Source organism: Pseudomonas sp. YJ42, assembly GCF_047225135.1.
GTDB classification, from domain to species: Bacteria; Pseudomonadota; Gammaproteobacteria; order Pseudomonadales; family Pseudomonadaceae; genus Stutzerimonas; species Stutzerimonas stutzeri_E.
In genome coordinates this window covers 1507865-1521285 of the sequence record NZ_CP178378.1, presented here as the reverse complement: position 1 = coordinate 1521285, position 13421 = coordinate 1507865, and the positions used below count along the sequence as shown (strand labels likewise).

General features: G+C 60.2%; 15 protein-coding genes. 5 read left to right on the top strand and 10 right to left on the bottom strand.

Annotated features, from left to right (window positions below; all coding sequences use genetic code 11):
- The first annotated feature begins 14 nt into the window (after positions 1-14).
- Positions 15-689, top strand: a complete 675-nt coding sequence (locus ACL0K2_RS06740) for a helix-turn-helix transcriptional regulator (RefSeq protein ID WP_239611762.1) — start codon at positions 15-17, stop codon at positions 687-689.
- Positions 690-731: 42 nt separating this feature from the next.
- On the opposite strand, the gene feaR is transcribed toward ACL0K2_RS06740, so the two are convergent.
- A complete protein-coding gene (gene feaR / locus ACL0K2_RS06735) occupies positions 732-1718 on the bottom strand; it encodes a transcriptional regulator FeaR (protein WP_230623665.1) in 987 nt (328 codons plus the stop codon).
- A 196-nt stretch (positions 1719-1914) separates the two neighbouring features.
- Positions 1915-2754, bottom strand: coding sequence for a DUF1206 domain-containing protein (locus ACL0K2_RS06730; RefSeq protein WP_045163091.1), 840 nt, complete (start codon positions 2752-2754; stop codon positions 1915-1917).
- Between the two features lie 362 nt (positions 2755-3116).
- On the opposite strand from ACL0K2_RS06730, the gene ACL0K2_RS06725 reads away from it, so the two are divergent.
- Complete coding sequence (locus tag ACL0K2_RS06725; protein WP_413044073.1) at positions 3117-4487, top strand: multicopper oxidase family protein; 1371 nt, start codon at positions 3117-3119, stop codon at positions 4485-4487.
- A 69-nt stretch (positions 4488-4556) separates the two neighbouring features.
- A complete protein-coding gene (gene tadA, locus ACL0K2_RS06720) occupies positions 4557-5072 on the top strand; it encodes a tRNA adenosine(34) deaminase TadA (protein ID WP_045163089.1) in 516 nt (171 codons plus the stop codon).
- A gap of 19 nt (positions 5073-5091) precedes the next feature.
- On the opposite strand, the gene ACL0K2_RS06715 is transcribed toward tadA, so the two are convergent.
- Complete coding sequence (locus tag ACL0K2_RS06715) at positions 5092-6201, bottom strand: ABC transporter ATP-binding protein (protein ID WP_045163088.1); 1110 nt, start codon at positions 6199-6201, stop codon at positions 5092-5094.
- Positions 6198-7118, bottom strand: a complete 921-nt coding sequence (argF, locus tag ACL0K2_RS06710; protein WP_045163087.1) for an ornithine carbamoyltransferase — start codon at positions 7116-7118, stop codon at positions 6198-6200. Before argF ends, ACL0K2_RS06715 begins: the two co-directional genes overlap by 4 nt.
- Positions 7119-7390: 272 nt before the next feature.
- Here argF and grxD point away from each other — a divergent pair, with 272 nt between their 5' ends.
- Positions 7391-7717 carry a Grx4 family monothiol glutaredoxin gene (grxD, locus tag ACL0K2_RS06705; protein ID WP_045163086.1) on the top strand — a complete coding sequence of 109 codons (327 nt, stop codon included), beginning with the start codon at positions 7391-7393 and terminating at the stop codon, positions 7715-7717.
- Positions 7718-7874: 157 nt separating this feature from the next.
- On the opposite strand, the gene bfr is transcribed toward grxD, so the two are convergent.
- Both bfr and ACL0K2_RS06695 read right to left on the bottom strand, forming a co-directional pair.
- Positions 7875-8345, bottom strand: coding sequence for a bacterioferritin (gene bfr, locus ACL0K2_RS06700; protein ID WP_021209934.1), 471 nt, complete (start codon positions 8343-8345; stop codon positions 7875-7877).
- Between the two features lie 199 nt (positions 8346-8544).
- Positions 8545-8763 carry a bacterioferritin-associated ferredoxin gene (locus ACL0K2_RS06695; RefSeq protein ID WP_045163085.1) on the bottom strand — a complete coding sequence of 73 codons (219 nt, stop codon included), beginning with the start codon at positions 8761-8763 and terminating at the stop codon, positions 8545-8547.
- Positions 8764-8980: 217 nt separating this feature from the next.
- Here ACL0K2_RS06695 and ACL0K2_RS06690 point away from each other — a divergent pair, with 217 nt between their 5' ends.
- Positions 8981-9523 (top strand): YaeQ family protein, encoded by a 543-nt coding sequence (locus ACL0K2_RS06690; protein WP_045163084.1) that lies wholly within the window; start codon positions 8981-8983, stop codon positions 9521-9523.
- Positions 9524-9571: 48 nt separating this feature from the next.
- On the opposite strand, the gene ACL0K2_RS06685 is transcribed toward ACL0K2_RS06690, so the two are convergent.
- The 4 genes from ACL0K2_RS06685 to ACL0K2_RS06670 form a co-directional block, all read right to left on the bottom strand.
- A complete protein-coding gene (locus ACL0K2_RS06685) occupies positions 9572-10789 on the bottom strand; it encodes an NRAMP family divalent metal transporter (protein WP_045163083.1) in 1218 nt (405 codons plus the stop codon).
- Positions 10790-10952: 163 nt separating this feature from the next.
- On the bottom strand, positions 10953-11882 hold the full coding sequence (locus ACL0K2_RS06680) for a biotin-dependent carboxyltransferase family protein (RefSeq protein ID WP_045163082.1): 930 nt from the start codon (positions 11880-11882) through the stop codon (positions 10953-10955).
- Positions 11879-12583, bottom strand: coding sequence for a 5-oxoprolinase subunit PxpB (gene pxpB / locus ACL0K2_RS06675; RefSeq protein WP_045163081.1), 705 nt, complete (start codon positions 12581-12583; stop codon positions 11879-11881). Before pxpB ends, ACL0K2_RS06680 begins: the two co-directional genes overlap by 4 nt.
- Complete coding sequence (locus ACL0K2_RS06670; protein ID WP_045163080.1) at positions 12580-13329, bottom strand: 5-oxoprolinase subunit PxpA; 750 nt, start codon at positions 13327-13329, stop codon at positions 12580-12582. Before ACL0K2_RS06670 ends, pxpB begins: the two co-directional genes overlap by 4 nt.
- Between the last annotated feature and the right edge of the window lie 92 nt (positions 13330-13421).

Genomic DNA, 13421 nt, shown 5'->3' with positions numbered 1-13421 from the left:
AAGGGGGGCCTTACATGCTTGCGATTGAAGGGTCCGGGGTGTCCGCCACCCAGGCATGCCTCAGGGCGGTGACTTTGGCGGTTCCTGCGGCTAGCGCTGCGCTGTACCGCATCGATGAGGGGCTCGACGCCTTCGACTACGAACTGCTCGGGCTGACGCCCACCATGCACCAGCGCTACCTCGATACCTACCAGCGCTTCGATCCGTTGAGACCCGTCCGATGTCAGGCGCTAGGCCTGGATCTCGTCACCCTCGATGAAGCCCGGGCCGTCCAGTCACGTTCTGCCTGCGATACCTACGGCCGATTTCTTGCCCGTTTTGGCGTGTGCGATGTCGTGGAGCTGCTGGTCAGCGATCAAGGCCGACCTGTGTTGGGTATCTCGCTGCTGCGTATCGTAGGGCAGGGGACGTTCAATGATCGCGACCTTGACTGCCTGGCGGGCATGCGCGGCTTGCTCCAGCTGGCTCTACCATCGCTCTGTCCACCGTCGGCCGACGCGTTCAAGCGCTTGACCAGTCGTGAGCGCGAATTGACCGAACTGCTCCGTCAGGGAGCGAGCAACAAGGTGCTGGCCCAGACACTCGGGGTTGGCTTGCCCACGATCAAGACGCATCTCAACAACCTCTATCGCAAGTTGGGCGTGCATAATCGCACCGAGCTGATCGCGACGCTTTTTCTGCAGAACTGAGGGTTCTGCAGTAAGCGTCCGGCGTAAATCGCTTGCCCCGGCTTAGTTCAAGCGCATCAACGCCTGGAGCGAGACGGCACGATAGTCCTTGGGACTGGCCTCGTACTGTTTCTTGAACGAGCGACTGAAATGCGCCGAATCGGTGAAACCCCATTTGTATGCGATCGAGGTGATCGACTGATGGCGCAGGTTCGGGTTGGCCAGGTCGGCCGCGCTGCGTTTGAGTCGCATGCGCTGAATGTAACGGCAGACACTGTCTCCCTGCTCTTCGAACAGGCGGTACAGATGTCGAACGGATATTTCCAACCGAGTCGCAAGCGAGAGGGGTGTGAGGTTCGGCTGACCGAGCGACTCATCGATTAGCTTGTACACGCAAGCACGGAGGCTTTGGCTGTCCAGCGACTCGAACACCATGTCCTGGTTGGCGTTGCGGCAAAGCGACGGACTTAGCAGCGTCGTGAACGCAGATAGTAGGGAGCCCGCCTCGCTGGTATCTGCGGTAGACCCTTCTTCATACAGGCAGAGCTGGTCGATGAGCAGCTTGAGCATGCGGCCGCTGGTGTGATTGGTCGAGACCTTGCCGAACTGTGTACCGGGGCTGCGCAGCACTTTGACCACCTCAGCTCGGGGGAGCGCAAAGGAGGCATGTTCGATCAGTCCCTGGGGAGTGATTTCGCAACTGCCCACCGAATCCATCAAAACGATATCGCCCGGAACGAGCGTGAAGGTTATGCCGTTCTGTGAAATCTGAGACGTACCGCTGCGCTGACTGACCAGAAAGCAATTGCTCTCATCCTCGCGGTCCGGGCGGCGAGTGCGTCTGATCAAGCCGGCATTGGTCTTCAAGTGGGCAAGTGTGATTCCTGCATGAGCTCGGGCTTCAACTTCGCCAATGAACAGGGAGCGGTTATAGGCGAGCTGTGTTTCATAGGCGCCGCAAACCGATTCGATTGATTGCTGCCAACGTTCCAATGCGTGGTGTGTGGTCTGTTGCCCCAACATGGCGCCCTCCGAAGCACAGCTGCTCATTCGTAATTCGTTAATATGTTACCTATCGGAGCAATTTGCTCCTTTAGGCCAACCATAATTAGAAAGGAGCATTTTTTGTGCCAGCGCTCGTCAGCGGTGAATGGATAATTCCTGATCGAGCTGCTGTGGATAGCAGTACGCTGGTTCGCGCCTAGTCATTGCGTCGGCTTGTACGAAAGCTTTCCCGGCTTTGCTGCTAGTGGATGACCGCCGGCATATCGATACGGCGCCAGATGGCTTCGAAGACGCTGTACAGGGCGAAAGCCGCCAACCCGAGACCGACCAGCGAGAGCCAGAAGGCACCGAAGGGCAGGCTTTGTAACGCATTCAGCGCATCTTCCAGACCAGGCGGATCGGTTGGTTCGTAGCGCGCTCCGCCACTGAAAAGCATGCCGGCAATGATCAGGAAGGCAACACCTCGCGCAATCAGACCTGCGCGTGAAATCGGTCGGACCCAGCGCATGACATCTTCGGAGGCGTAGAAATATTTTTCGAACTTTGCTTTCCAGCCCTTGATGATATGAGCGATACCCACGCCAAGCGGAATCAGTGCAACGGCGTAGACCAGGTAGTTGGAAAACTTCCAGCCGAGCAGACCCGATAGGAAGTCCTGGCCATCAGAGCCGCCACTGCCACCTGCATTGCCTATCGGACTGCCGAGCAGGCCCAGCGTGAACAGCGTGAGCAGGGCATAGGCGATCGCGCTGCCGACCAGACCAGCTCGGATCGCGAGGCCTTTGGCGTCGGCGCCATGACCTTCCGGATCGGCGATTGCCTGAGTCAGGCGCCATGCCGCATAGGCCACGAGCCCTACCACCAAGATCCAGAGCAAGGTTTCACCGAACGGCTGGCTCAACAATTGTTGGATGGCGCCTTTTGTGCCGATGGTTTCACCGCTGCCGATACCGGCAAGGAACGCGAAAGCGCCGATGATCAGGTAGACCACGCCTCGAGCGGCGTACCCGCTCCGTGCGAGCCAGACGATGCCTTTGCTTATGCTGTCGTCATCTTTTGCACTGGCTGGGTTGGTGTGCATAGAGCATCCTTGTGTATGTAAGTGTGTTCAGTAGACGCGTAACGTCGCGCAACGGTTCGCGAAACTCGGGACACAGCTGCCGGCCGGTGGTGGTAGCAATGAGAGCGAACGTAAACGGGACGCCGAGCCGAGCCTGCTAGGCAGCGGCGCCAGGCACCACTGAGCCGTCGGCATGGCTGCTAGTGCTGCAGGGCTATTGATGCCGATTGCCAGCGGCTTCTGAGCGCGGCAAATCCTGCCGGCACGGTTGGCCGTCGCGAGGTTGCGGCTATCGGACACAGATCAAGGCGTCGTGGCGGTCGCACAATCCCGACAGTTAATGAGAAACTGTGCCGTCTTCACGTAAGGAACTTCCGAGCATCATGTCGTTTAGCCGTAGACAGATACTCACCGGGCTGGTCGGGCTGGGCGCCGTCGGCGCAGGCGTCGGGGGCGTACGCTACTGGCTCGGGCGTCCCGCTGATGTCGCCACCCATGATTACGACCTGATCGCAGCACCCGCTGATATCGAGCTGATTCCCGGTGCGGCGACGCCCGCCTGGTGTTACGGCGGGCAAGCTCCAGGCCAAGAATTGCGTGCACGACAGGGTGACTGGCTGCGGGTGCGCTTCACCAATCATCTGCCGGAACCGACCACCATCCACTGGCATGGCATCCGTCTGCCGTTGAACATGGATGGCGTGCCGTACGTATCGCAGCTTCCGGTGTTGCCGGGCGAGTCATTCGATTACCGCTTTCAGGTGCCTGATGCAGGCAGTTTCTGGTATCACCCGCACACTCGCAGCGCCGAACAGCTTGGTCGCGGCCTGGTCGGGCCGCTGATCATTGAGGAACGTGAGCCGAGCGGCTTCCGCCACGAGCGCACGCTGAGCCTGAAGAGCTGGCACGTCGACAAGGAAGGCGCATTCACAGCCTTCAGCGTACCGCGCGAAGCCGCACGCGGCGGCACTCCGGGCGTGCTCTCGAGCGTCAATGGCGAGCATGCGCCGACATTGGAATTACCCGCCGGACAGGTGGTGCGCCTGCGCATTCTCAACCTGGACAACACGCTGACCTACCGGTTGAATCTGCCGGACGGAGAAGCGCGTCTCTATGCGCTCGATGGCAACCCGATCGATCCGCGTCCGCTCGGCAAGGGTTATTGGTTGGGGCCGGGCATGCGCGCGGATTTGGCGTTGAAGGTTCCGCCGGCTGGCGAGGAGCTGTCGCTGCGTAATGGTCCGCTACGGTTGGCCACCCTGAAGTCGGTGAACACCAACGAGGTAGGGGGGGACTGGCCTGCGGCGCTACCCGCCAATCCTATCGCCGAGCCGAATCTGCAGCAGGCCGAAACCCTGCGCTTCAACTTCGAATGGGCCGGCACCTTGTCCAGCGACGCGGGGCAGGACAAGGCGTTCACCTTCTGGCAAATCAACGGCCAGGCCTGGGACATCAACGACAAGACCTGTGCGGACCGACCAATCGCGACGCTGAGAAAGAACGGCCACTACATCTTCGAACTGCGTAACCTCAGCCAATATCAACACCCGATTCATTTGCACGGCATGACCTTCAAGGTGATCTCGTCCAACCGCAAGAAGATCGACCCCTGGCTCACCGATACCTATCTGCTGGGCAAGAATGAAACCGCCAGAATCGCGTTGGTGGCGGATAATCCGGGCGTTTGGATGTTTCACTGCCATGTCATCGACCATATGGAAACCGGGCTGATGGCGGCCATCGAAGTGGTGTAAGCAGCTGCTGCCAAGCGTCACAACAGCAAGTGAACAGCGAGTGTCTGGAGTGGGTAAGCTGGATTTGAAATGAAAAGACCCGTGATCATCGATCGTTCTCGTGACGAGGACTTCATGCGTGAAGCGTTAGCGCTGGCCGCAGAAGGTGCGCAGTTGGGAGAAGTTCCGGTAGGGGCGGTAGTGGTGCAGAACGGCCAGGTCATCGGCCGCGGCTTCAATTGTCCGATATCTCGCCACGACCCCAGCGCGCATGCCGAAATGGTGGCGATCCGTGACGCAGCAGCGAATATCGCAAACTACCGACTGTCGGGCAGTACGCTGTACGTGACGCTAGAGCCTTGCAGTATGTGCGCCGGACTGATTGTGCATTCACGCATCCAACGAGTGGTGTACGGCGCTACGGAGCCCAAGGCTGGTGTAGCGATCAGCCGCGGGCAGTTCTTTTCCCAGGCGTTTCTCAACCACCGCGTGGTGGTCGAAGGTGGCGTTATGCCAGATGCGTGCAGCGCAATGCTGAGCGAGTTCTTTCGGGCTCGGCGCCTCAAGGCTCGTGAAGGTGGGGCACTGGGGCAGGTGGAAGGCTGAGAGGGCGAACGTCTGACGATCAGACGTTGCCGCTGTAGCGACGCACGCCTGCTTCCGGCAGCTTTTCGTGGGCGGCAATGCTGCCCTGGGCGGGAAATACCACCAAATGGTCGGCGGCGATGCCAATACCGACATCCTGGCCGGTCGGATAGTCCGCATGGCTGGGGAAGATCCCTTCGAGCAGATTGCCGGTCGGCAATTGCAGGCGATACAAGGTCGAGGCGCCGAGGAACGTCTTGCCGACGATGAGCGCCTTGAGCGCGCTTTGCGGCGAATAGACGATGTCGTCGGGGCGCAGCAGAACGTCCACCGAGCTGCCGGCCGGCATGGTATAGGCACGGTTGCCGCGAATGACGCCAAGCTCGGTCTGTACCGTTTCCGGATCGATCAACTGTCCGCGAATGAAGTAACCCTGGCCGATGAAGCTTGCGACAAAAGGCGTAAGCGGTTCGTGGTACAGGTTGAACGGCGTGTCCCACTGTTCCAGGCGACCATCCTTGAATACCCCGACCTGATCGCTGACGGCGAACGCTTCTTCCTGATCATGGGTGACGAGAATCGCACTGGTGCCTCGCGCCTTGAGAATCTCTCGTACTTCATGGCTCAGGCGGCGCCGCAGGTCGCCATCAAGGTTGGAGAAAGGCTCGTCGAGCAGCAGCAGCTCGGGTTCGGGAGCGAGTGCTCGAGCAAGCGCGACACGTTGCTGCTGACCGCCGGATAGCTCGTGCGGGTAGCGCTTGCTGAGGGGCGAAAGATGCACCAGCTCGAGCATTTCGCGAACGATACGTTGGCTGTGCGGGTGCTTGCGAATGCCGAAGCCGATGTTTTCCGCCACGGTCAGATGGGGGAACAGTGCATAGTCCTGGAAAACCATGCCGATCCGGCGCTTCTCCGGCGAGAGCGTGAAGCCACGTCGCGAGAGTACGGCGTCGCCCAGCTGGATCTCGCCTTCGTTAATGTGCTCGAAACCGGCGATGGCCCTTAGCGTGGTGGTCTTGCCGCAGCCGGAAGGCCCCAGCAGGCAGCCGATGTCGCCGCGATTCAAGTGCAGATTGAGGTTCTGGACGACGCTCTGTCCGCCATAACCGCAGTCCAGATTGCGCAGATGCAGCAGCGGCTGATGGCTCATGCGTGGTGGTAGGCCGGCTCGACCAGAAATTCAAGCAGGGCCTTCTGTACATGCAGACGGTTTTCGGCCTGGGACCAGGCGACTGAGCGAGGGTCGTCGAGCAGGTCGTGGCTGATCTCCTCGCCTCGATGAGCCGGCAGGCAATGCATGAACAGCACGTCTTCGTCCGCCACGTCGAGCAGGGCGCGGTCGACCTGATAGGGGCGGAAGGTGGCGATCCGCGCGGCGACTTCGTCTTCCTGGCCCATCGAGGCCCATACATCGGTACTGATAAGATGAGCGCCGGCAGCCGCTTCTCGCGGGTCGCGGACGATCTTTACCCGATCACCCGCTTTGGCCAGCAGTTCGCCCTCGGGCTCGTAGCCTTCAGGGCAGGCGATACGCAGTTGGAAATCGAACTGGATCGCTGCTTCCATATAGGAGTTGCACATGTTGTTGCCATCGCCAATCCAGGCCACCGTCTTGCCGGCGATGCTGCCACGGTACTCATGGAACGTCTGCATGTCGGCCATCAGTTGGCAGGGATGCAGATCGTCGGACAGGCCATTGATGACGGGCACCGATGAGTGGGCCGCGAACTCGGTCAGGGTGGCGTGAGCGAAGGTGCGAATCATGACCGCATCAAGCATGCTCGACATGACGATGGCCGAGTCGCTGATCGGCTCGCCGCGCCCCAGTTGAGTATCGCGAGGCGAGAGGAAGATCGCCTGGCCGCCCAGCTGAATCATGCCGGCCTCGAACGACAATCGAGTCCGCGTCGAGGCTTTCTCGAAGATCATTCCCAGAACCCGATTCTTCAGCGGCTCGAACAGAATGCCGCGCTCGCGCAGATCCTTCAGCTCGATGCCGCGACGAACCAGGCCAAGTAGCTCCTGGGGCGTGCAATCCATCAGTGAGAGAAAATGCCTTGCGCTCATATCAACTACCTTTATTGCCGCAATCGAGGCCTGGGGGTTTTTCGAGAAAAAAGGGGGCCTACGACAGGGGTCGCACCAGAAGCGACGAAACGGGAAAGGCGCGATCTTATCCAGAAAGCATTCACGGGCGCAAATCGGCCTCAGCACGCTGGAAACGTGCCCCACAAGCGAGCATTTATAAGTGGTGGAAGAGAAAAGCCGAGTCCGCGACTCGGCTTTTAACCTGTTGTTACGGTACAATGCGCGCCAACCGTGACTAGCCGAGGTGCCCCATGGATATCATCGAAACCATCAAAGAGCAGATCGAAAAGAACCCGGTGCTGCTGTACATGAAAGGCTCGCCCAACGCCCCGCAGTGCGGCTTCTCCGCCCGCGCGACGCAGGCTGTGATGGGCTGCGGCGAAAAATTCGCTTACGTGGACATCCTGCAGAATCCCGAGATTCGGGCGAACCTGCCGAAATACGCCAACTGGCCGACCTTCCCACAACTGTGGGTCAACGGCGAGCTGGTCGGTGGCAGCGACATCATTCTGGAAATGTTCGAGAAAGGTGAACTGCAACCGCTGATCAAGGAAGCCGTGCAGAAAGCCGGCGCCTGATCGCGATGCCCGACTGAACCCGCCGCACGGCGGGTTTTTTATGTCTCGACGCCTTTCGATCGAGGCATGGCGGTCGCTGCAAAGCCGCGTTGCGCTGGGTAGATGCTGGAATGAAAACGGGAGCCGATGGCTCCCGTTCGCATTACAGGCAGAAGAATCAGTCGTCCATCTGGGACTGGAGATAGTTTTCCATGCCGACCTTGTCGATCAGGCTCAACTGGGTTTCCAGCCAATCGATGTGTTCTTCTTCGGACTCGAGGATGTCTTCCAGCAGCTCGCGGCTTCCGTAGTCGCCGACGCTCTCGCAGTAGGCAATGGCAACCTTGAGATCCTGGACGCCCCCCTGCTCGAGCTTTAGGTCGCAGTCGAGCATTTCACGCGTGTTCTCGCCGATCAGCAGCTTGCCGAGATCCTGCAGATTGGGCAGACCTTCGAGAAACAGGATTCGCTTGATCAGCTTGTCGGCATGCTTCATCTCGTCGATGGATTCGTCGTATTCATGCTTGCCGAGCTTGCCGAGTCCCCAATCTTCATACATGCGGGCATGCAGAAAATACTGGTTGATGGCGACCAGCTCATTGCCGAGGATTTTATTGAGGTGCTGAATGACTAGCTTGTCGCCTTTCATGTCGGTGTCCTGCGTTGAATCAATATGTTCGATGCAGGCAGTCTGGCCACCAACTCGTGGGCTGTCAAACCTAAGTCGTTGAATGCAAAAGGGTAAAACTGAATAAGAATACGTCTGTTCCGCGAATGGGGAGCAACACTTTGATTTATGGTCAGAAAAAAGCCGGGCATAGGCCCGGCTTCTAAATATGCTGTTTCTATCAGGCGGGAGCGAAACCGGCGGGGTAGGCCAGGGAAACCTGAGCGCTTTGGACATTGCTCAGCGTTTCACGGACCACTTGCTTGGCAAGGCATGCACATTTGCCGCACTGGCTGGCAACGCCGGTGGCCTCACGCACCTCACGATAGCTGCAGCAGCCTTCGTAGATGGCTTCACGGATCTGGCCGTCGGTAACACCCTGGCAAAGACACACGTACATATGAACTACCCGTTGGGTCTGCGATGTTTGAGATGCTAAACAGAATGAGAATGATTGTCAAAGATCGTTCGTCGGGTAGCGTGCGCCGCCTGGATAGCCGAATTGTCGCTGTGGTTGCATGCGTATAGACGGTTGGCTGAATTGCGCTAATCGAGTGATAAAAGTCCGAACGCGCGATGGGTTAAACTGCGTCCCCTTTTCTGTGTCTGGAGCCGTCATGGCCCTGCAAGCCACGCCCTATAAAGTTGAGATCAATCTCACTGACCTCGATCGCCACGTTTATCAGGATCTGCGCTTTACGGTTGCCCGGCATCCGTCGGAAACCGAAGAGCGTCTCGCCGCCCGGTTGATCGCCTATGTGCTCTGGTACGGCGAGCAGTTGGCGTTCGGCCGCGGGCTATCGGATGTCGACGAGCCGGCGCTATGGGAGAAAAGCCTGGACGATCGCGTGCTGCACTGGATCGAAGTCGGCCAGCCAGACGCCGAGCGGATCACTTGGTGTTCACGGCGTGCGGAACGATTCAGCCTGGTGGCCTACGGCAACTTGCGTGTCTGGCAGACCAAGGTTCTCGACAGCGTGCGCAGCCTGAAGAAGATCAACGTGGTGGCGGTCGATCAGGAGGCGCTGGAAACCGTGGCGCGTGATCTGCCGCGGGCAATCAGCTGGAGTGTCATGATCAGCGAGGGCGGATTGTTCATCACCGATGAGCGCGGCCAGCATGAAGTACCGCTGGAATGGTTGATCGGCGAGCGCGGCTAAAGCGCCGGAAGGACTCGCCGGGGCGTCTGTGCCCCGGCAAGCAGCGATTCAGGACTGCCAGAACTGCACCAGGGCGTTGAAGGAGAGCACCACGCCCGCTGCGGTGGCGATCATTGCCAGCAGGCCGAATACCAGCATCCAGGAGGGATGGCGGTACTCGGTGCCGACAATGCTCGGCTTCTTGGCTGCCCACAGGACACAACCCAGTGCCAGCGGCAGCACCAGTGCATTCAACGAGCCGGCGATGACCAGTACCTTGACCGGTTGGCCGACCAGGCTGTAGATCAATGTCGAACAGGCGATGAAAGCGATCACTACGCGCTGATTGTTGCGCTGGATGCTCTCATGCAGCGAATACATGAAGGTTACGCTGGTATAGGCGGCACCGATCACCGAAGACACTGAAGCGGCCAGCAGCACCACACCGAAAATCTTGTAACCCACCGTACCCATCGAATGGGAGAACACCGACGCGGCCGGGTTGCCGGGATCCAGGCTCAGCCCCTGGCTGACGACGCCCAGGGCGGCCAGGAACAGGCAGATCCGTACTACGCCCGTCGTCGCGATACCGGTCACTGCGGCGCGCGTCACGACGCCCACGTTCTGTACGCCGGTGATGCCGGCTTCCACCAGGCGATGGCCGCCTGAAAACGAGATATAACCGCCCACGGTACCGCCCACCAGTGTCACGATCGGCAGCAGCAGGATCAGCGGGTCGTCGGGATTGAAGCTGCGGTTCAAGGCTTCCATGACCGGCGGGCTCGATTGCAGCATGGCGTAGCCGATCATGCACAGCATGACCAGTCCAAGCAGCTGCATCACCGAGTCCATGACGCTTTTGGCGTTGCGCAGTAGAAAGATGCCGATGATCAGTACCGCTGCGATCAGTGAGCCGATCACCGGCGGTACGCCGAAAATCACGTTCATTGCCAGGCCGGCACCACCGATATTGCCGATATTGAAGGCGACTCCGCCGAGCACGATGAATGCGGAAATCAGGTGGCCGACCCCCGGCAGAACCCGGTTCGCAACGTCCTGACCGCGCATGTTGGCAACGGTGATGATCCGCCAGATGTTGAGCTGGGCGCCGATGTCGATCAGCAGCGAAATGACAATGGCGAAGGCGAAGCTCGCCAGATATTTCTCGGTGAACAGCGAAGTTTGGGTCAGAAAGGCGGGGCCGATCGACGAGGTTGCCATTATGAAGATGGCGCCGCGCAGGACGTTGCGTTGCGACGCAGGGGTGGCGCTGGAGGTGGGGTGCATTGGAGTACCTTTTCTTTATTGGCGTTGGGGCAGGTAGGAATGCAGCCGGGCGTGAACCGGACTCTCTTGTAATTGTTGTTTTGGTTTTGTGTGGTCTGGTCTGGGTCGGATCACCTTTGGGTTTTCTATCGCGTTCGGGAGTACGGTCCGTTGATTCGCTTCGCTATCGAGAGGGCGGACGACGCCAGCTACCTAGCAGCCCGCGTTGCTCGTTCTGCGCGCGCTCCAGGGATATTGGTTTGAGCCGCAATGTGGTTCCCGGCATGCACTGAGCCAGATGAGCGACTGCCAGGGGCGTTAGGGCGCCGAGCCGCGGATAGCCACCGATGGTCTGCCGGTCGTTGAGCAACACGATGGGCTGGCCATCCGGCGGGACCTGAATGGCCCCGAGCGGAACGCCTTCGGAAATCATCGACTGGCGCGAGCTGCGCAGTACCGGCCCGCGCAGGCGAACGCCCATACGATCGGCCCGCTGGTCCACGGTCCATTCGCAGTTGAATGCATCGAACAGGCTTCGCCCGCTGAAGTCACCGATCTGTGCACCCAATACCACCGGCAGCGCATCAGAAGTGATCAGCGGCAGTGTCTGGGTGGCATCCAGAGTTCGCGGTAGGGGGGCTGCGCCATTCCAGTGCAGCCGGTCGCCTGACGCCAATGGTTGGCCGTTTCCGTGTAGCCCACCTAGTTCTTCCCGGCGTACCGTCGCGCAGCTGCCGAGTAGCTGCGGGGCCACGAAACCACCGGGCGCGGCAAGGTAGGCGCGCACGCCCTGGCGCGGCTGGGCGAAGCTGAGCCGTTGCCCCCTGCGAATGCTGAAGCTGCGTCCCGGCGCGATGGGCTGACCGTCCAGTGTGGCGCCCAGATCGGCGCCGCACAGCGCCACGCAGGTATCGGCTTCGGCGAGCAGCACGACATTACCAAGGGTGATTTCCAGGGTAGCGGCCTGCAGCGGATTACCCAGCAGCCAGTTGGCCCAAGCCTGGGAGACCCAGTCAGCAGCGCCGCCCTGGGTCACGCCCAGGTGACGGACACCGAACCGGCCGCCGTCCTGCAAGCTGGCCAACGCGCCACTGCGTTCGATCAGCAGGCTCATGGCATCACCTCGAACGGGCTGTCGTCACCGCCGAGGCGCACGAATTCATCGTGCTCGATAGGCTGAAAACGCACATGGTCGCCAGGCTGCCAGATGCTGTAACCCTCCATTTCTCGATCGAACAGCCGGGTTGGGCTGCGGCCGATCAGGTTCCAGCCCCCGGGCGAAACGAGCGGATAGATCGCGGTCTGGCGGTCAGCGATGCCCAAGCTGCCAGCCGGGACCTGTTTACGGGGTGTCTGCAAGCGAGGACTGGCGAGGATTTCATCGACCAACCCCATGAAGGCGAAGCCCGGCGCAAAGCCCAGCGCGAACACCTGATAAGTTCGGGCGCTGTGCTGCTCGATCACACCGGATATTCCCAACCCGCTGCGCTGGCCGAGGGCCTCGAGCTCCGGCCCGACGCTGGGGTCGTACCACACCGGAATGTTCAGCTCGCGCGCCTGACCACCTGCGTCCGGCTGCAATTCATGCAGGGCATCGGCGATGCACTGGCGCGCCTGATGGTCGTCCAGTCGTGTCAGGTCGTAATGCACCAGCAGCGTCGTATAAGAGGGCACCAGGTCGATCAGCGCCGCACCGAAGGCCTCACGCAGACGGCTGGCCGCAGCCAGAAGCCAGGGCATATGGGCTTCGTCGATCTCATCGAACAGGCGCAGCATCAGGCTGTCGATGCCGACCACTTCGATACGCGGCTTCATCCCGCAAGGCTCTCGAGCGTCTGGCGGATGCGCTGCACCGCAGCAACCGAGCCGGCGTTGTCGCCATGCACACAGAGCGTGTCAGCGCGCAGAACCAGCGCGCTGCCATCGCTGGCGGTCAATGGTTCGCCTTTGGCCAGGCTGAGCGCCTGGGCCGCGACAGTATTGGCATCGTGATGTACCGCACCGGGCAGGGCGCGGGAAACCAGCATGCCGGAGGCGTCATAGGCCCGATCGGCGAATACTTCGAACCAGAGCGTGATGCCGAGCTCGTCCGCCATTGTCTGGCTGGCGCTGTTGTCGCGTGTCGACATTAGCATCAGCGGCAGCGACGGCGCGTAGGAAACGATTGCAGTCATCACGGCGCGCAGCAGTTCTGGCTTGCGCATCATGTCGTTGTACAGCGCGCCGTGGGGTTTGACGTAGCGAACCCGGGTGCCCTCGGCGCGACAGATGCCGTCCAGCGCGCCGATCTGGTAGAGCAGCATGTTCTCCACTTCCTTCGGGCTGCAGTCCATGGAGCGGCGACCGAACCCGGCCAGATCGGGATAAGCCGGATGCGCGCCGATCTGCACGTCATGCTGTGTCGCCAGCGCCACGGTGCGCCGCATGACCTGGGGATCCGACGCGTGGAAGCCGCACGCGATGTTGGCGCAGTCGATGAAGGGCATGACCTCGGCGTCCATGCCCATGGTCCAGGCGCCAAAGCTTTCGCCGATATCGCAATTCAGGAGTAGGGCGTTCATGGGTCCTCTGTAACGGGCTGTCCCGTGTAACAAGTCGATGCGTGGAAATACGATGATAAATTATCGATAATTTATCAATAAATATTTTTCGT